18 protein-coding genes are annotated in these 18,245 nt (G+C 71.8%); 3 read left to right on the top strand and 15 right to left on the bottom strand.

Features of this window, described 5'->3' with window-relative positions; genetic code table 11:
• Window positions 1-46: 46 nt before the first annotated feature.
• From ACYVJ3_RS02615 to ACYVJ3_RS02645, 7 genes are read right to left on the bottom strand one after another with little or no spacing between them, the layout of a single operon-like run.
• A complete protein-coding gene (locus ACYVJ3_RS02615; RefSeq protein ID WP_460850925.1) occupies window positions 47-736 on the bottom strand; it encodes a demethylmenaquinone methyltransferase in 690 nt (229 codons plus the stop codon).
• A complete protein-coding gene (locus tag ACYVJ3_RS02620) occupies window positions 733-1,362 on the bottom strand; it encodes a hypothetical protein (protein ID WP_460850926.1) in 630 nt (209 codons plus the stop codon). Before ACYVJ3_RS02620 ends, ACYVJ3_RS02615 begins: the two co-directional genes overlap by 4 nt.
• Before the next feature lie 43 nt (window positions 1,363-1,405).
• Entirely contained in the window at window positions 1,406-2,056 is a 651-nt protein-coding gene (locus ACYVJ3_RS02625; RefSeq protein WP_460850927.1) for an MBL fold metallo-hydrolase, read from the bottom strand.
• Between the two features lie 17 nt (window positions 2,057-2,073).
• Window positions 2,074-3,945 (bottom strand): cation:proton antiporter domain-containing protein, encoded by a 1,872-nt coding sequence (locus ACYVJ3_RS02630; protein ID WP_460850929.1) that lies wholly within the window; start codon window positions 3,943-3,945, stop codon window positions 2,074-2,076.
• An 18-nt stretch (window positions 3,946-3,963) separates the two neighbouring features.
• On the bottom strand, window positions 3,964-5,583 hold the full coding sequence (menD, locus tag ACYVJ3_RS02635) for a 2-succinyl-5-enolpyruvyl-6-hydroxy-3-cyclohexene-1-carboxylic-acid synthase (protein WP_460850930.1): 1,620 nt from the start codon (window positions 5,581-5,583) through the stop codon (window positions 3,964-3,966).
• On the bottom strand, window positions 5,580-6,530 hold the full coding sequence (locus tag ACYVJ3_RS02640) for an o-succinylbenzoate synthase (protein WP_460851099.1): 951 nt from the start codon (window positions 6,528-6,530) through the stop codon (window positions 5,580-5,582). The genes menD and ACYVJ3_RS02640 overlap by 4 nt, the downstream gene beginning before the upstream one ends.
• Window positions 6,531-6,535: 5 nt before the next feature.
• Entirely contained in the window at window positions 6,536-7,567 is a 1,032-nt protein-coding gene (locus ACYVJ3_RS02645) for an AMP-binding protein (protein WP_460850931.1), read from the bottom strand.
• A 36-nt stretch (window positions 7,568-7,603) separates the two neighbouring features.
• Here ACYVJ3_RS02645 and ACYVJ3_RS02650 point away from each other — a divergent pair, with 36 nt between their 5' ends.
• Both ACYVJ3_RS02650 and ACYVJ3_RS02655 read left to right on the top strand, forming a co-directional pair.
• Window positions 7,604-8,989: an MFS transporter gene (locus tag ACYVJ3_RS02650; RefSeq protein ID WP_460850932.1), complete on the top strand. Its 1,386-nt coding sequence runs from the start codon at window positions 7,604-7,606 to the stop codon at window positions 8,987-8,989.
• An 8-nt stretch (window positions 8,990-8,997) separates the two neighbouring features.
• Window positions 8,998-9,885 carry a 1,4-dihydroxy-2-naphthoate polyprenyltransferase gene (locus ACYVJ3_RS02655; protein ID WP_460850933.1) on the top strand — a complete coding sequence of 296 codons (888 nt, stop codon included), beginning with the start codon at window positions 8,998-9,000 and terminating at the stop codon, window positions 9,883-9,885.
• Window positions 9,886-9,906: 21 nt separating this feature from the next.
• Here the strand turns inward: ACYVJ3_RS02655 and ACYVJ3_RS02660 are convergent, their stop codons facing one another.
• The 7 genes from ACYVJ3_RS02660 to hemL are packed head-to-tail and all read right to left on the bottom strand — an operon-like array spanning window position 9,907 to window position 16,181.
• A complete protein-coding gene (locus ACYVJ3_RS02660; RefSeq protein WP_460850934.1) occupies window positions 9,907-10,167 on the bottom strand; it encodes a DUF4229 domain-containing protein in 261 nt (86 codons plus the stop codon).
• Window positions 10,164-11,189: a c-type cytochrome biogenesis protein CcsB gene (gene ccsB, locus ACYVJ3_RS02665; RefSeq protein WP_460850935.1), complete on the bottom strand. Its 1,026-nt coding sequence runs from the start codon at window positions 11,187-11,189 to the stop codon at window positions 10,164-10,166. Before ccsB ends, ACYVJ3_RS02660 begins: the two co-directional genes overlap by 4 nt.
• Window positions 11,186-12,820 (bottom strand): cytochrome c biogenesis protein ResB, encoded by a 1,635-nt coding sequence (gene resB, locus ACYVJ3_RS02670; RefSeq protein WP_460850936.1) that lies wholly within the window; start codon window positions 12,818-12,820, stop codon window positions 11,186-11,188. The genes ccsB and resB overlap by 4 nt, the downstream gene beginning before the upstream one ends.
• On the bottom strand, window positions 12,817-13,581 hold the full coding sequence (locus ACYVJ3_RS02675; protein WP_460850937.1) for a cytochrome c biogenesis CcdA family protein: 765 nt from the start codon (window positions 13,579-13,581) through the stop codon (window positions 12,817-12,819). Before ACYVJ3_RS02675 ends, resB begins: the two co-directional genes overlap by 4 nt.
• Complete coding sequence (locus ACYVJ3_RS02680; protein ID WP_460850938.1) at window positions 13,578-14,159, bottom strand: TlpA disulfide reductase family protein; 582 nt, start codon at window positions 14,157-14,159, stop codon at window positions 13,578-13,580. The genes ACYVJ3_RS02675 and ACYVJ3_RS02680 overlap by 4 nt, the downstream gene beginning before the upstream one ends.
• A gap of 1 nt (window position 14,160) precedes the next feature.
• Window positions 14,161-14,877 (bottom strand): histidine phosphatase family protein, encoded by a 717-nt coding sequence (locus tag ACYVJ3_RS02685; RefSeq protein WP_460850939.1) that lies wholly within the window; start codon window positions 14,875-14,877, stop codon window positions 14,161-14,163.
• Window positions 14,874-16,181 carry a glutamate-1-semialdehyde 2,1-aminomutase gene (gene hemL, locus ACYVJ3_RS02690; RefSeq protein ID WP_460850940.1) on the bottom strand — a complete coding sequence of 436 codons (1,308 nt, stop codon included), beginning with the start codon at window positions 16,179-16,181 and terminating at the stop codon, window positions 14,874-14,876. Before hemL ends, ACYVJ3_RS02685 begins: the two co-directional genes overlap by 4 nt.
• Before the next feature lie 241 nt (window positions 16,182-16,422).
• On the opposite strand from hemL, the gene ACYVJ3_RS02695 reads away from it, so the two are divergent.
• Complete coding sequence (locus ACYVJ3_RS02695) at window positions 16,423-17,700, top strand: lytic transglycosylase domain-containing protein (protein WP_460850941.1); 1,278 nt, start codon at window positions 16,423-16,425, stop codon at window positions 17,698-17,700.
• A 384-nt stretch (window positions 17,701-18,084) separates the two neighbouring features.
• Here the strand turns inward: ACYVJ3_RS02695 and ACYVJ3_RS02700 are convergent, their stop codons facing one another.
• A complete protein-coding gene (locus ACYVJ3_RS02700; RefSeq protein ID WP_460850942.1) occupies window positions 18,085-18,231 on the bottom strand; it encodes a hypothetical protein in 147 nt (48 codons plus the stop codon).
• Between the last annotated feature and the right edge of the window lie 14 nt (window positions 18,232-18,245).

Raw genomic sequence — 18,245 nt, forward strand, 5'->3', positions numbered from 1 at the left:
CTCGGTCGCCGAAACGACGATCAGACCGGTCAGCGCGGTCAGGCGATCAGGCGGTCGCGCGGTGGAGCGCGACGATCCCGCCGGAGAGGTTGCGCCACTCGGGGCGCTGCCAGCCGGCCTCGGCCATCAGGTCGGCCAGGCCCTTCTGGTCGGGCCAGGCCCGGATCGACTCGGCGAGGTAGACGTAGGCGTCGGGGCTCGAGGAGACGGCCTTCGCGACGGCCGGGAGCGCCTTCATCAGGTACTCCATGTAGACGGTCTTGAACGGCGAGAACGTGGGGTGGCTGAACTCGCAGACCACCAGCGTGCCGCCGGGCCGCGTCACGCGGCGCATCTCGGTCAGGCCGGCCAGCGGGTCGACGATGTTGCGCAGGCCGAAGGAGATGGTCACCGCGTCGAAGGTGCCGTCCTTGAACGGCAGCTTGGTGCCGTCACCGGCCGTGAAGGCGAGCTCCGGACGGTTGGCCTTCCCGACCTTGAGCATGCCGACCGAGAAGTCGCACGGGACCACGGTCGCGCCCGCGTCGCGGAAGGGGACCGAGGAGGTGCCGGTGCCGGCGGCGAGGTCGAGCACGCGGTCGCCGTACGCCGGGTCGACGGCCTCGAGCACCTCGCGGCGCCAGCGGCGGTCCTGGCCGAAGGACAGGACGTCGTTGGTGATGTCGTAGCGCTTGGCCACGGCATCGAACATCCGGCGTACGTCGGCCGGCTGCTTGTCGAGGTCGGCGCGGGTCACTTGACCAGGCTCTTGAGGAGCGCGGCCACGTCGTCGGGCGAGATGTTGCTGCCGAAGACGTCGTAGGTGTACTCGCCCTTGTCGGTGCGGCACTCGGTCTGGAGGTACTGCGTGGACGTGGCCGCCGTGGTCGGTGTGGCCGGCTGCGGGTCGGCGTACGTCGAGGCGCACTGGTAGCCGTCGACCTGCTTCAGCGCGTAGTGCTGGCCGTCCTGGTCGACCTGGAACGGGCCGCTGGGGATGACCAGGCCGGGCGCGGACTTCACGACCGTCACGCCGACCTGCGGCGGGAGCTGGCCGGTCGACTGCTGCTTCAGCGCGCTGACGTCGAGGTAGGAGCGGACCGTGGCCTCGCCGTACAGGTCGGAGAGGTGGTCGGTGTTCTCGTCGTCGCGCTGCTTGGCGCGCGCCACGAACTGGGCGACCTGCGGGAGCTCCTGGGCGCTGGTCGCACCCAGCTCCTCCGGCGTCGCGGCCGAGATCGCCACGAAGCGGTCGTCCAGCTTGTTCGGGAGATGGGGCAGCTGACCGGTGATCTTGGGCAGGCCGATGGCCACCCCCGCGAGGGCCGCGAGGAGGACGAGGCCGCCGACGATGCCGACGATGGTCGCGCGCGAGTTCCGCATGCGGGCCATCATGCCGGTCGTCCCTGAGAGGGTCCGAGGCAGGTCAGGACGTGGGCAGGTCCCGGCCGTCTGCGATCCGGCGGTAGTCCTGGCCGCTCGCCTCGAGCAGCTGGCCGAACATCCGGTCGACGATGCCGGCGCCCATCTCGGAGTAGACACGGTCGTGGATCGCCACGTTGGTCGCGGCGCCGACGTGGCGTGCGAAGTCGATGCCCTCGCTCATCCTCATCCACGGCGCACAGACCGGCGCGAGCAGGACGTCGACCTTCACGTGGTGGGGCGCGGTGAGCGCGTCGCCCGGGTGGAGGACCGTGGTCCCGCCGGCCTCGAGGACGTAGCCGCAGTTGTGGAAGCGCGGCAGGTCCTCGTGGATGACCGCGTGCAGCTCGCCGACCGTGCTCACCCGGATCGAGCCGATCGTCCACGTGTCGCCAGGGCCGACCACGGTGACCCGCTCTGCCACATCCGGTGCCGCCGCGTGGATGGCGGTCGCGACCGCCTGGATCGTGTGGATCGGCGCCGCGCTCCGACGGAGGAGGTCCAGGTCGAAGTGGTCGACGTGCTCGTGGGTGATCAGGACGGCGTCGGCGCCCTCCAGGTCTGCCGGTGTGCTGAACATGCCCGGGTCGATGACGACGGTCGTGCCGTCCTGCTCGATCCGCACGCAGGAGTGGGCATGCTTGGTCAGGCGCATGCCGTCGACGCTAGCGCTCAGGCGGTGACGTGGTGGACGTAGCACCAGCGCCAGTCCTCACCCGGCTCGATGCTGCGCATGACCGGGTGGGTGGTCTCGTGGAAATGCGCCGTGGCGTGCCGCAGGGGGCTGGAGTCGCAGCAGCCGACGGCGCCGCAGGTCAGGCACATCCGCAGCGCGACCCACGGGGACCCGGCCTCGAGGCACGGGCCGCAGACCAGCTCGGCCGGCGGATCCTGGAGCGGGGTCGAGGCGATGTGGTCGCACCCGTCGCGCTGCACGCGTACGCCGGCGGCGCGGATCTCTGCGCGCTCGGCATCGGCGGCGTCGAGCATGGACTCCTCGAGGTCGAGCATGGCGAGGACCTCGGCCACGACCTCGCTGGGGACGCTGCCGGTGGAACGCACCTCGAGCACGCGGGCACGCTCGGCCTCGATCATCGCCGTACGCCACCGGGAGTAGCGGTCGCTCGGGCTCTCCACGCCGGCGGTGGTGCCGAGTCGCTCCCAGGCGGCGAAGTTGCGCTGCTCGATGCGCTGCACGATCACGTCGCGCACACCGTGCGCGTCCTCGCCCTCCTCCTCGGCGACCAGCTCGTCGAGCTTGCAGAACCCGGCCTTGCCGGCCTGCTGGAGCAGCGTCGCGCGGGCGAGCGCGTCGTCCATCGGGTCGGGGCCGGGCACGTGCAGGCGGCGCGCGACCAACGGCAGCGTCAGCCCCTGGCCGAGCAGGGTGCCGGCGACGACGGTGAACGCGGCGAGCAGGAGGATCTCGCGGTGCGGGGTGTCGGCAGGGACGACGAAGGCAGCGGCCAGGGTGACCACGCCGCGCATGCCGGCCCAGCCGAGCAGGAAGGTGTAGCGCCAGCTCGGGGTGTGCCCCGTCGTCGGGTCCTGACCCGGGCGGATCAGCAGGTAGCGCGCCGCGAACACCCACGCCATGCGGACCACGACGACCGTGACCAGGACGGCGGCGCAGACCGCGAGGATCTGGGCCAGCGGGGTGCTGCTGCGGCGTACCTCGTCGACCAGGCCCTTGGCCTGCAGGCCGATCAGCAGGAAGACGGTGTGCTCGAGGACGAAGGCGATGGTGCGCCAGTTGACGCGCTCGGCGACGCGGCTCTGGGCGGTCTGCAGGATCGGCGCCTTGTGGCCGAGCAGCAGGCCGGCGACGACGACCGCGACGACGCCGGAGGCCTCGATCCTCTCGGCGGCGATGTACGCCGCGAACGGCACCACGAAGGAGAGCGCGGTGTCCAGGAGCGGGTCGGTCAGGTGCTTGCGGATGAAGGCCGTGACGACGAAGGTCGCGACGCCGATGACCGCTCCGCCGCCCGCGGCCAGGACGAAGTCGAGACCGATGTGGACCGCGCTGACGCTGCCGCTGATCGCCACGATCGCGGCGCGGAGGCCGGTCAGGGCGGTCGCGTCGTTGAACAGCGACTCGCCCTCGAGGATCGTGACGACGCGGCGGGGCAGACCGATCCGACGGCCGATGGCGGTGGCGGCGACGGCGTCGGGCGGCGCCACGACGGCGCCGATGGCGAACGCGAGCGGCCAGTGGATGTCCGGGAGCACCAGGCGGACGACCGCCGCGACGGTGACGGTGCTGGCGGCGACGAGACCGACCGAGAGCAGCAGGATCGAGCGCCGGTTGGCGTTGAAGTCGACGAGGCTGGTGTTGAGGGCCGCGGCGTACAGCAGTGGCGGGAGCAGGCCGAGCAGGACGACGTCGGGCTCGAGGTGCAGGGTCGGTACGCCGGGCAGGTACGAGCCGGCGATGCCGACCACGATCAGGACGAGCGGCGCGGGGGCGTCGTAACGCTCGGAGACGGCCGTGACGGCCAGGACCGTGGCGGCGAGCGCGACGAGGAGGAGTCCTATCTCCATGTTCCTGCCTCCATGGCGTCAGTGTGCCGGGTGGGCGAGCTGCTTGATCGCCTGGTCCAGCGCGCGCCGGTCGCTGCGGCCGATGCTGGCCTCGATGACCTCGATGCCGCCGTTGGGCATCGCGAGCGCCTGCTCGAGCGCAGGTCGGCTGGTGACCTTGAGGTGCGCGATGCCGTGGGCGGCGCACAGGCTGGCCAGGTCGGTGTGGTGCGGGGTGCCGAAGATCCGCTCGAAGCCGTCCGCGAGCTCGGGGGCGCCCTGCTCGAGGGTGGCGAAGATCGAGCCGCCGTCGTCGTTGGGGACCACGACCGTGAGGTCGGGGCGCGGCTCGTCGGGACCGATCAGCAGGCCGTTGGCGTCGTGCAGGAACGTCAGGTCGCCCATCAGGGCGAGCGCCCTCGTGGTCGTCGGTCGGCCGAGCGTCGCACCGATGGCGGTGGAGATGGTGCCGTCGATGCCGGCCAGACCCCGGTTGGCGATCAGGAGGCGCCGCTCCCCCACCGGGGCCGGTCGGTGCATGAGGTCCAGGTCGCGGATCGGGTTGGACGCGCCCACCATCAGCAGGCCGCCGGCCGGGAGGGCGCGCGACACGGCCCCCGCCACGTCGTACGCCGTCATCGCGGGCTGCTCGCTCAGGAAGTGATCGATCCGGCGGCCGAGCGCACGGTCGGCGGTCCTCCACTCGTCGAGCCACCCGTCGTCGACTTGCTTGCATGCATGCAAGGAAGCCGGGTCCGCCACTTGCATGCATGCAAGCAAGTGGAGCGGCCACACCCCCTGAGCTGGGACGACGACGATCTCCAGGTCCGCACGCGCGATCAGCTGGGCGACCGGGCGCGAGAGGTTGGGGCGGCCGAGCACGACCACGCGCTCGATCCGGTCCGCGAGGTCGGTCGTCAGCAGCAGGCGGCCGCAGCGCAGGGCGTTCTCACCGGTGCGCGCGCCGCTGGTCGGCTCCGCGATGAGCGGCCATCCGCCCTCCTCCGCCAGGCGCCGAGCAGCCGGGCCGGCGTCGTCGCCGGCGACCACGACGGTGCGCGGGCCGGGCGCGAGCTCTGCAGGTTTCCCAAGGGATGCAGCCGAACCCGCACCTCCCTGGCGTTGCAACCCTTGGGAAGCGTCGGTTTCGCTGCATCCCTTGGGAAACCTGCCGTCGGCCGGCACCAGCGGCACGTCCAGCTGCACGTTGAGGTGGAGCGGCCCGTCGGCCTCGAGGGGCGGCACCTCGTCGAGCGAGGCGATGTCATGCGTCGCGACCAGCGATCCGAAGATGCCGACCTGGTCCGTGGTCTGGTTGGCACCGGTCCCCCGCAGCCGGGCCGGTCGGTCGGCCGTCAGCAGCACCATCGGCACACCCGAGTGAGCAGCCTCGAGTGCCGCGGGGTGCAGGTTGGCGACCGCGGTCCCCGACGTGCAGACGACCGCCGCGCGAGCACCGACCTTCGACAGACCCAGGGCGAGGAACCCGGCCGAACGCTCATCGATCCGCACGTGCAACCGCACCCGGTCCGCGCGCTCGGCCGCCAGCACGGCGTACCCCAGGGGCGCGTTCCGCGAGCCCGGCGACAGGACGATCTCGCGCACCCCCGCCTCGACCAAGCGGTCGACGACCGCACGCGCCAGGTCGAGGGAGCTCACGATCGCCGATCCTGCCGCAGCGCGCGGACCTCCGCGAGGCGGGCCTCCCAGTGGGCCACCCGATCCGGCGCCGCCGCCAGGCGATCCAGCGCCACGAGGTCCACGTCCGGCGCCCCGACGGGCAACGCCCCGTCCACCGGCAGCAGCGGCGACACCGCCACGTCGTCGGTCAGCAGCTGCACCGTCGCCAACCCGCACGCATGCGGCAGCTCGGGCAGCGCAGCCGCGAGCGCCACTCCAGCCGCGATCCCCACCGACGTCTCCAACGCCGACGACACCACGACCGGCAGGCCGATCCGCTCGGCGATCTCCAGGCACGCGCGTACGCCGCCCAGCGGCTGCACCTTCAGCACCGCGATGTCGGCGGCCTCGAGGTCACGCACCCGGTAGGGGTCGGCCGCCCGCCGGATCGACTCGTCGGCCGCGATCGGCACCGACACGCGGCGGCGTACGAGGGCCAGGTCCTCGACCGAGGCGACCGGCTGCTCGACGTACTCCAGCCCGCCGGCCGCCCGGTCCAGCACCCCGATCGCCGCGACCGCCTGCTCGACCGACCACAACCCGTTCGCGTCGACCCGCACCTGACCCGACGGCCCCAACGCGGCACGCACCGCGGCGACCCGCGCCTCGTCGTCGGCCAGCGTCTGCCCCGGCTCGGCCACCTTCACCTTGGCCGTCCGGCAGGCACCCGCCGCGACGATCTCGGCAGCCCGCTCGGGACCGACCGCCGGCACGGTCACGTTCACCGGCACCGACGTACGCACCGGGTCCGGCCAGCGGCCGTCGGCGGCCTCCTCGGCACACGTGAGCCAGGGCGAGGCGACGTCGGCCGGGTACTCCAGGAACGGGCTCCACTCCCCCCAGCCGACCCGGCCCTGCACCAGCGCCACCTCGCGCACCGTGATCCCGCGGAACCGCGTCCGCATCGGGATCGACAGCACCCGCAGGCCGCTCACGCCGTTCCCCGCAGCGCCATGCCGCGCAGCGCCATCCGGTCGACCTTGCCGTTCGGCAGCAGCGGCAGCTCGCCGAGGACGACCAGCTGCCGCGGCGCCCACGCCCTCGGCAGGCCCCCCGCCTCCACCCAGTCGCGCACGTGCTCCAGCGGCGGCTCGTGCCGGCCGACGAGGAAGGCCACCACCCGGTTGCCCCACTCCTCATCAGGTACGCCGAGCACCTCGACCTCGCGCATCCGTGGATGCTCGCGCAGGCGGGCGGCGACGGCCGGTCCCGGCACGTTGACCCCACCGGACACGATCACGTCGTCGAGCCGACCGAGCACCTGCAGCCGCCCGTCCGCGTCGATCCGCCCGGCGTCCGAGGTCAGGTACCAGCCGTCGACCAGCGTCTCGGCGGTGAGCTCGGGCGCTCCGTCGTACCCGGAGAACAGCGTCGGTCCGGAGATCCGGATCCGCCCGTCCGTCCCGAGCGCGACCGCGACCCCGTCCAGGGGAAGGCCGTCGTAGACGCAACCGCCGGCGGTCTCGGCCGCACCGTACGTCGCCACCACGTTGACCCCGGCCTCAGCAGCGGCGGTCCGCAGCGACGGATCGATCGGCCCACCGCCCAGCAGCACCGTCGAGGCCCGCGCGAGCGCCTCGGCGTCGGCGGGCGAGGCCAGGAACCGGGTCAGCTGCGTCGGCACCAGGGAAGTGCTCCAGCCCGAACCGGTCGGCCACCCCGAGCGCTCGAGCAGCGTCGGCGCGTGACCGGCCAGGAGCGAGCGCACGATCACCTGCACGCCGGCGACGTACGTCGACGGCAGCGCCAGCACCCACGGACCGGACCCACCCAGCCGGGCCGCCGAGGCGCCCACGGACGCGAGCACCGCGGAGCGCGACAGGACCACCCGCTTCGGCGTACCGGACGAACCGGAGGTCTCGACGAGCAACGGCGTCGCTGCTCCATCGGCCGTCGAGGAGAGCCATCGCGACAACCCCGACACCGCCTCGTCGAAGTCGTTGCCCGGCGACACGTAATCCACGAGACAGACGCTAACGGCACTGAGGAGAATGCGGTCATGCCGCCCGTCTCGGGGCCGAAGCCCGGCTCACGTCGTCCCCGGGTCGGCGCCCTGCTCGGCGACACCCCGCTCGTACGCCGCCTCTCCTGGCAGTCGATCCTCTCCGCGACCGGCGACGGCGCGTTCCTGACCGGCAGCGCGGTCTTCTTCACCCAGCTGGTCGGCCTCACGGCGGCGCAGGTCGGCCTCGGCCTGACCATCGGTGGCGTGGCGAGCTTCCTGCTCGCCGTACCCCTCGGCAGGCTCAGCGACCGCTTCGGCCCCCAGCAGGTCTGGTCGGTGACCTGCGTGCTCGAGTGCCTGGCCTATGCGAGCTGGTTCTGGGCCGACTCGATGGCCCTGTTCGTGCTGATGACGATCGCCCTCGAGGTGATCCAGACGGCCGGCCGATCGGCCCGGAACGCCTACCGCTTCGACATCTTCCCGCGCGAGCAGCGGGTCCGCAGCAACGCGTTCTTCCGTGCCGCCCGCAACGTCGGCTACACCCTCGGCGCCCTCCTCGCCGGCATCGCCCTCGCGACCGGCAGCGACACCGTGATCCGCTCCGTCCCGATCGCGACCGCCGCCGTCCTGATCCTCAACGCCGCGCTGATCCTGCGGCTCCCCGACGTGGCGGATCTCGGCAGGCACCACCACGGCTCCCCCTCGGTGGCCGACTCCCCCTCGGTGGCCGGCTCCCCCTCGGTGGCCGGCTCCCCGTCGGTGGTCGAGCTCGTCGAGACCCTTGAGGCGCACGACAGCGGCAGCGCCCTGCGCAACAGGCCGTACGTCGCCACCGCCATCCTGGGTGGGGTCCTCTCGACCCACCAGGTGCTGCTGAACGTCGTCATCCCGCTGTGGCTCGTGGAGGAGACCGATGCTCCACGGGTGCTGCTCGCGTGGCTGTTCGGCACCAACACGCTGATGGCCGTCTTCCTGCAGGTGGCGGCCGCGCGCGGCATCGTCACGGTCGACGACGCCCTGCGGTCCCAGCGACGGGGCGCGCTGTTCTTCATCGCCTCGTGCGTCATCGTGCTGGTCACCCACGACACGGTCGGCTGGGTGACGATCGCGCTGGTCTGGATCGGCCACGTCACCGTCTCCGGCGCCGAGCTGTTCCAGTCCGCCGGCGAGTGGGGGCTGCAGGCCGAGCTCGCCGACCCGACCCGCCGCGGGGAGTACCAGGGCGTCTCCCAGCTCGGCTACACCGTCGGGACGGTCTGGGCCCCCGCGGCGTACACCGCGCTGGCGATGCACTGGGGAACCGCCGGCTGGCTCACCATCGCCGCGATCATCGGCCTCGCCGCGGTGGCGATCCACCCGACCGCCCACGCCGCCGAACGGCGTGTCCAGCGTCGCGTCGCCGAGGCCCTGAGGGACCCGCTATCGCCCGACCCTGCTTGAATCCGGTCATGGCCACCCCCCAGCACTGGATCGCCGGTGCGCGCCTCCGGACCCTGCCCGCAGCGATCGCCCCCGTGGTGGTCGGAACCGGCATCGCGGGCTACCCGGACATCGACGTGGTCGTTTGGTGGAAGGCCGCCCTCGCGATGGTCGTCAGCCTCGCGCTGCAGGTGGGCGTCAACTACGCCAACGACTACTCCGACGGCATCCGCGGCACCGACGACGACCGGGTCGGGCCCCTGCGCCTGGTCGGCTCCGGTGTCGCCACGCCGCAGGCGGTCAAGCGCGCCGCGTTCCTCGCGTTCGGTGTCGCCGGCATCGCCGGGATCGCCCTCGCGGCCTCCACCGCCTGGTGGCTGCTGGCCGTCGGCGCCGTCTGCGTCCTGGCCGCGTGGTTCTACACGGGCGGCTCGAAGCCCTACGGCTACCTCGGCCTGGGCGAGGTGATGGTGTTCGTCTTCTTCGGGCTCGTCGCGGTCGCCGGTACGACGTACGTCCAGACCCAGTCGTGGGGCGAGACCGGCTGGGCGTCGGTGCTCGGCGGAGCCGGCGTCGGGGCGCTGGCCTGCGCGATCCTGGTCGCCAACAACCTGCGCGACATCCCGACCGACACCGTCGCCGGCAAGATGACCCTCGCCGTACGCCTCGGCGACGCGCGGACCCGCGCCTTCTACGCCACCCTGGTCACCGCCGCCTTCGCCGCGCTGGTCGGGCTGGCCGCCCTCACCACCTGGTGGGCGCTGCTCGGCCTCGTCTACGCGATCCCCGCGCTGCGCGGCGCCAAGATCGTCGGCTCGGGCGCGACCGGTCCGCGGCTCATCCCGGTGCTGCAGAAGACCGGCCTGGCCGAGCTGCTCTGGGCCGTCTTCGCGACCGTGGGCCTGCTCGTCGCCTGACCGGCTCCGGACGGAGGACCGTCAGTCCTCGTCCTCCTTGGCCTTCGCGGCCTCGAAGCGGTCGACGATCCGGTCGGCACGACCGGAGACCCGCTGGGCGAACGCCTCGCGGGGCCGGTTCAGCACGACGTACGACGCGGGCGCGCTGATCAGGAACGCCACGACGACCGGCCACACGGGGTTGACGCTGTGGTCGAGGGCGAACCAGATGCCGAAGACGACGGCGAACGCCGCGAGGAACAGCAGGACGCGCAGCCCCGTGTAGGTCCAGAACTCCTTCACAGGAGGCTCCCTTCGGTCCGCTCCACCTGCACCTGCGTGATCGCGTAGGAGTGCTGGCTGTTGGAGTTGAAGTAGTTGACGCCGATGAAGTTGAACCACAGCGTGGCCACGCCGAGCAGCGCGAGCAGGGCGGCGTTGCGGCCCTTCCAGCCGGCGGTCGCGCGGGCGTGCAGGTAGCAGGCGTAGACGACCCAGGTGATGAACGCCCAGACCTCCTTGGGGTCCCAGTTCCAGTAGCGGGACCAGGCCTCGTGCGCCCAGATCGGGCCGGTGATGAGGACCGCGAAGGTCCACACGGGGAAGGCGAAGGCGTGCACGCGGTAGGCGATGCGGTCGAGGGCGTCGAGCCCGGGCACGCGGGCCCACCAGCCGGTCAGCTGCTGGCCGTCGGCCTTCTTCTCCTTGCGCGAGCGCAGCAGGTAGACGATCGAGCAGAGCCCACCGAGCGTGAACGCACCGGTCGCGATGGCGGCGGAGACGACGTGGATGACCAGCCAGTAGGACGTCAGCGAGTCGGGGAGCGGCGAGACGGCCTCGTGCAGCCAGAGCACCGCGATCATCAAGATGACGACGACGAACCCGAGCACCAGCGGAGCCATCCAGCTGAGCTTGAAGCGCTTGTAGAGCGCCAGGTACATCGTCGCGACGATGAACGAGCCGGTCATCGTGAACTCGTACATGTTCCCCCACGGCACCCGGTTGGGGTCCGCGGCCATGCCGCGGCCCACGAGGGCCACGAAGTGCGCGGCGACGGCGATGATCGTCAGCAGCAGGCCGACCCGGCCTGCGAACGCGACGTTCTCGGCGTGCGAGCGGCGGCCGGACGACACCTCCGGCTCGTCCTCGACGACGGCGGCACCGTCGGGACCGACCAGCTCGCCGACCTTCGCCCCGGCCGGGACGACGTTGGTACGGCGCAGCATCGCCCACTCGGCGAGGTGCGCCAGCAGCGCGAGGAAGTAGACGACACCGGCCGCGCCGATGGCGTGGTCGCTCAGGGATCCCCAGTCGGCGTTGGTCACTGCAGTTCCTTCTTCTTGAGGTTCGCGACGACCCGGCCGAGGAGCTCCTCCGCGTCGGCGTTGCCGGAGCGGTCCAGCAGGGCCACCTCGACGATCGTCCGCTCCATGGTGCCCGTCCGCTGGTCATCCGTCTCGTCAGCCGGAACGCTGACCCGGCGCGCACGCACCCAGACCCGGCGCGGACGGATGAACAGCGAGCAGCACAGACCGATCAGCGCCAGGATCATGCCGAGCAGGCAGATCTCCTTGCCGGGGCTCTGGCTGATCTGGACCCGCACCCACTTCTTGACCCCGTTGAACTTCACGGTGCCGAGCCCATCGGGCAGTCGCACGGTCTGGCCCGGGCGCAGGTCGAGGCGGTAGGGCATGCCGTTGGCCTGCTTGACCTGGGTGGCGTGCGACTTGTCGAGGACGTAGACCGACTGCGAGGAGCCGCTGTCGTAGCCCAGGTCGCCGGTGTAGAGGAACATCGCCAGCCGCGGGCACTTGTCGTCGGGGAAGACCGTCATCGGGTCGCCCGCCGGGGTCGCGCCACCGCTGCAGCCCGGATGGATCGTGCCGCGTGCATCGACGGTGCCGTACCAGGGGTAGAAGAGACCGTCGAGGCCGAACTGCCGGGAGCCCTGGGGCTTGATCACGCCGTAGGACAGGAAGCTGCCGTCCTGGGGCAGGAAGATCTGCGGGCCGTCCCAGACCACGTTGCCCTGGCTGTCGCGGACCGTGAGGTCCGGCGCGTAGCCGTGGCCGATCAGGAAGACCTCGGTGCTGCCGACCGACAACGGGTGGTTGACCTCGAGGTTGAACGACTTCTCCGCCCCCTGGCCGCAGTGCTGCTGGTAGCTCAACCCGGCGTGGAACTTCACCGCCATGCCGGCCCGCGGGCCGGACTTCAGGTACTGGTCGCCGTACTTGTCGACGGTGAAGCAGAACGGGTCGAGCTGGCTGGTCTTGAACAGCGAGCCCGGGTTGAAGTCGTCGTACTGGGTGAGGTTGTTGGTGAAGGCCTGGCCCTCGATGATGATGACGCCGCCCTGGTAGCCGAACATCCCACCCATCGCGAAGCCCGCGAGCACGACCAGCACCGACATGTGGAAGAGCAGGTTGCCGGCCTCCCGCAGGAACCCTCGCTCGGCGGAGACCCAGTCGCCCTCCGCCCGCATCCGGTGGCGTCGACCCAGCACCGCACGAGCGGCCGCGAGGACCTCCTCGACCGATGCCTCGCTCTCGTACGTCGCATGCACGGGGAGCCGGGTCAGGTTCGCCGGTGCTGCCGGGGGCTGGGCCCGGTAGCCGCGCCAGTAGGTGAGCAGCCGCGGGATGATGCATCCGACCAGCGAGACCACGAGCAGCAGGTAGATCGCCGCGAACCAGGGCGAGTCGTAGACCGAGAACAGGTCGAGCTTCTCGTAGACCGGGGTCAGCTGGGGGTGGGCGTCCTTCCAGCGGGTGACGGCCTGCTGGTTGACCCCCGCCTGCGGGATCACCGAGCCCGGCACCGCGGCCAGGGCGAGCAGCAGCAGGAGCAGCAGCGCCGTACGCATCGAGGTCAGCTGCCGCCAGCCCCACCGTGCCAGCTCGCGCGCGTTCAGCTCACCGGAGCGCCGCTCGGCGCCCTTGGGTTCCTTGCTCACAGGTCGACCACCGCTCCGTTGACGGCACGCAGCTGGACCCACTGGACCAGGTGGTCCCACCACCCGGTGAGCATGAGCACGCCGATCGCGATGAGCATCAAGCCTCCGATCCGCATCACCAGCGCCTGGTGCCGCTTGACCCAGGACAGCGCGCCCAGGGTCTTCTCGTAGGCCACCGCCGCGACGATGAACGGCAGCCCGAGGCCGATCGAGTAGCAGAGAGAGAGCACGGTCCCCCGTGCGGCGGTGCCGCCGTCGGCGTACGTCAGGCCGAGGATGGCGCCGTACGTCGGGCCGATGCAGGGGGTCCAGCCGATGGCGAAGAGCGCGCCGATCAGCGGCGCCGCGGCGAGGCCGACGCCGGGCAGCTTGTGCACGCGCCAGTCACGCTGGAACCACGGCAGCACGCCGGCGAAGACCAGGCCGAGGACGATCAGCAGCGCACCGAGCACGAGGTTGATCTCGTGCTGGTAGCTGCGGATGTGCTGACCCATGGTGCCGAACGCGGCGCCGAGCAGCATGAAGACGATGGCGAACCCGCCGACGAACAGCAGCGCGCCGAGCAGCATCCGGCCACGGTGCTTGGCGGCCTCGCCGGAGGCGAGGTCGGCGCCGGAGAGACCGGTGGCGTAGGACAGGTAGCCCGGCAGCAGCGGGATCACGCAGGGTGAGAAGAAGGAGACCAGCCCGGCCACCAGCGCGACCGGGATCGCGAGCAGCAGCGAGCCGCCGAGGACCTGCTCCTGGAACCAGTGGCTCACGACGTGCTCCCGAGGAGCTCGTCGACGACGTCGGTCAGGGTGGTCTGCGACGGGATCGGGCCGTTGACCAACGCGGCCACCCGGCCCTGCTGGTCCAGGACCAGGGTCGCCGGCGGGGCGTAGGGCGCGTACTTGCCGAAGTCGAGCAGCGTCTTGCTGGCCGGGTCGTAGAGCGAGGGGTAGTCGACGCCGCGGTCGCGCTCGAAGGCGGCGGCGTTGGCGGTCGACGCGTCGCGGATGTTGATGCCGACGAAGGCGACCTTGCCCTTGTCGGCACCGGTCGCGAACGACCTCTCGGTGTCGACCAGCATCGGCATCTCCTTGCGGCACGGGCCGCAGCCCGACCACCACACGTTCACCACGACGACCTTGCCGCGCAGCGACTCGAGGGAGAGCGGGTCGCCCTGGATCGTCGTACCGCTGACCTCGACCGGCGCGCCGCGCTTCGACGCGGCGACCGAGACGACCTTGCCGTCGCCGGTGACGCTGTCGGCGCCGTTGGTGCCGCCGATCGCCGAGCAGGCGCTCAGCGTCGCGGCGGCGAGGACGCCGGCGAGCAGGGCAGAGGTACGACGCACGTCAGTCCTCGTCGGTGTCGGTGGTGCCCGGCGCGGGCATGTGGGCCGGCGCCGGCGTGGCCTCGCCGGAGGAGAACGGGTCGGTCCGGGCATCGACCGGGATCAGGTCGAGCGAGGGCTCGGAGTAGGAGACCTGGGTGATGACCTCGCCCACGAAGTGGAACGACGTCACCGACGCCAGCGTGCACTGCCGCTTGCGCGGGTCGTGCAGGAACGAGCGGCCCTCCACGGCGAGCCGCGTCGTCCAGATCGGGAGCTGGTGGGAGACCAGGACCGCCTCGTGGCCCTCGGCCGCCGCGCGCGCGTCGTGGACCGCGGCGAGCATGCGCTCGACGATGTCGGCGTACGGCTCACCCCAGGACGGCTTGAGCGGGTTCCACAGCAGGCGCCAGGTCAGCGGGTTGCGCAGGGCGTTGTGCCCCTTGCCGAACTGCATCCCCTCGAACTTGTTCTCCGACTCGATCACCCGCGGCTCGATGCCGACCTCGAGGCCGAGGGTCGCGGCCAGCGGCGCCGCGGTCTCCCGCGCGCGCTCGAGCGGCGAGGAGCGGATGACCGTGATGTCGCGGTCGGCCAGCGCCTCGCCCGTGCGCACCGCCATCCGGCGGCCGAGCTCGGAGAGGTGGAACCCGTCGCGCCGGCCGTACAGGACGGCGTCGGGGTTGTGGACCTCGCCATGGCGGACCAGGTGGACGATCGTGTCCGGCGTTGCACTCACTTCTGTACCTCCGCTGCGGCGCGCGCGGCACCGGGCAGCGCGTCGAGGATGTGCTGGACCGCGCGCTCGTCGTGAGCGGCGGAGACGAACCACGCCTCGTACGCCGACGGTGGCAGGTGCACCCCGGCGTCGAGCATGGCGTGGAAGAAGGCGGCGTACGCCGGCACGTCGGTGCGCTGGGCGCCCGCGAAGTCGGTGACCGGCTGGTCGGTGAGGAAGACCGAGAACATCGAGCCGGTCGACTGGATGACGTGAGGTACGCCGGCCGCGGTGAACGCGTCGGCGACGCCGGCGCGCAGCGCGTCGGCGACCTTGTCGAGGTGGGCGTAGACGTCGTCGGTCGCGAGGGCCAGCGTGGCGAGGCCGGCCGCGGTCGCGACGGGGTTACCGGCGAGCGTGCCCGCCTGGTAGACGGGGCCCTCCGGGGCGAGGTGGTGCATCACGTCGGCACGACCACCGAACGCGGCGGCGGGGAAGCCACCGCCCATCACCTTGCCGAAGGTCATCAGGTCCGGCGCCCAGCCCTCGACCTTGCCGTCGTTGCCCCACTGGCCCTGGCTGCTCGCGCGGAAGCCCGTCATCACCTCGTCGGAGATGAACAGCGACCCGTTGGCCCGGCAGGTCTCGGCGAGGAACTGGTTGAAGCCCGGCTCCGGCGGCACGAGGCCCATGTTGCCGGGAGCGGCCTCGGTGATCAGGCAGGCGATGCGGTCGCCGTGCTCGGCGAACGCCGCGGTCACCGCGGCCCGGTCGTTGTAGGGCAGCACCACCGTGAGCTCGGTCGAGCTGACCGGCACCCCGGGCGTGCCGGGGATCGCGAAGGTGGTCAGGCCCGAGCCCGCCGAGGCGAGCAGCGCGTCGACGTGGCCGTGGTAGCAGCCGGCGAACTTGATGACGACGTCGCGACCGGTGAACCCGCGCGCGAGCCGGATGGCGGTCATCGTGGCCTCGGTGCCGGAGGTGACCAGGCGAGCCCGCTCGACCGGCGTACGGGCGACGATGGCCTCGACCAGCTCGACCTCGCCCTGCGTCGGGGTGCCGTACGACGACCCGCGGGCCGCCGCCCGGGTGACGGCCTCGACCACGGCCGGGTGGGCGTGGCCGAGCAGCATCGGGCCCCAGGAGCAGATGAGGTCGACGTACTTGTTGCCGTCGACGTCGGTCAGCCACGCTCCCTCGGCGCTCGCGATGAACCGTGGCGTTCCGCCCACCGCGTTGAACGCGCGGACCGGGGAGTTCACGCCACCGGGGGTCACGGCACGGGCACGGGCGAACAGCTCACCGGACAGCACAGGTTCGGGCACGCGCCCATTGTCGCCGATAGCACCTCACGGCCTCCATCCGGGCGAGCGTGACGCGAAATACCAAAGGAATCTCGGATTTTGGTTCAGTCGACCATGTGACACCCGTAACGTGCGTGTGTCAGGATTCGTTGACGCCATGTCGCTGTTGTTGGGGGACACGGTGACATTGGGAGTGGCTGGATCTGCCGGGAACGTGCCCGGCGGGGAGGGACAGACACTCAGCATGGACAAGGGAGACGCTATGTCGAGGAAGCGCCTGGGACGCGTGCAGCGCGCAGCGACCATCGTTCCGCTCGCGCTGCTGTCCGCCGCATGGACGGCCAGTGTGGCCGGCATCGGTGGCGTGGCAGGCCCGGTGAGTGCCGCTGGCGCGCCGAGCGCCGTGAGCGACACGAGTGTGCCGGCGAGTGCGATCGACGCACCCGCGAGCCTCTCGACGCCCGGTGCGATCGACGGGCTGGGCGCCGGTGGCAACACCGCGCAGATCGTCTCGACCGCCTCGACGACCGAGATCCCCTCGGCCGCTCTCGCCGCCTACCAGCGCGCCGAGTCGGTCATCAACGCCGCCGACAAGTCCTGCCACCTCACGTGGCAGCTCGTCGCCGCGATCGGCCGCGTGGAGTCCAACCACGGCCGCTCCGGTGGCAACGTGCTCAACGACCAGGGCGTGTCCACCCCCGGCGTGTTCGGCCCCGAGCTCAACGGCAAGAAGGGCGCCCCGTCGGTCCCCGACACCGACGCCGGCCAGTACGACAACGACGTCCAGTGGGACCGCGCGGTCGGCCCGATGCAGTTCATCCCCTCGACCTGGGCGGTCGTGGGCGTCGACGCCGACGGCGACGGCAAGCGCAACCCGCAGGACATCGACGACGCCGCGCTCGCGACGGCCGTCTACCTCTGCTCCGGCTCCGACGACCTCTCGACGCTCGCCGGGCAGAAGGCCTCCGTCTTCCGCTACAACAACAACGCCAAGTACGTCGACCTGGTCATCAAGGTCATGAACGGCTACCTGCAGGGTGACTACACGACGGTCCCGAACAGCGTGACCGCTGCCGGCTACATCGTTCCCGGTGTGCCGAGCTACAGCGGTGGCGGCACCTTCGGTGGCGGCTACAACTCCTGGCACGACGTCCACAGCGCGCACTCCGGTGGCGCCAACGGCGGCGGCACGACCGGCGGCACCACGGGTGGTACGACCGGTGGCACCACCGGCGGCACCACGGGTGGCACGACCGGCGGCACCACCGGCGGTCCGACGTCCGGCCCGACCGGCAACCCGGTCACCGACACCCTCAACGGTGTCGTGAGCGGCGTCGGCGACGCACTCAAGGGTCTGACCGGCGGCTCGACGGGCGGCTCCAGCAGCTCGCCGTCCCCGACCACGTCCAACCCGGTCACCACGATCGTGAACGGTGTGCTCGGTGCGCTGAGCCCGGCCGCCGCCCAGCTCCAGTGCGGTCTCAAGTACTCGCTGCAGCCGGCCAAGAAGCAGGAGTGCCTCGCTTCCTACGGCCTCTGATCGACCAGCCATGAAGGGCCCGGACCGCAAGGTCCGGGCCCTTCGTGCATCCCCGAGCCTCCCGGTCTACGCTCAGGGCCCTGGGGATCGGGACTCGGGACAGGCACCACCATGAGCAGGATCAAGCTGCAGAACATCGCGGTCATCGCCGTCGGCGTGGGCCTCGTCGCGTCGTGGCTGGTCGGCGGCCTGTGGCCCACACACCACACCGTGCGCGACCAGAGCGCTCCGCAGGACACCCCGCCCGCTCCGGCGTACGTCACGCCGGGCACGGCCGATGCACTCCTCCCCCGCCATCGGCCGGCGGGTGCGACGCCGAGCGAGAGCTCGCCCCCCCGGCACGGTCCCCGTGGTCGCGACGGCCGCACCCGCGCCCGGCGGGCATCAGCCGGTGCAGCACCCCGCCGCGCCGCATCCGGCCTCGGCCGGCAGCTCGCCCGCGAGCAGCCCTTCGGGCGGCTCGACGCAGCACCCGACGCCGCACCCCTCGCCGAGCCCGTCGCCCAGCCCCAGCCGGTCCGACCTGCTCACCACCCTCGTGAACG

This window comes from Nocardioides montaniterrae (assembly GCF_054782655.1).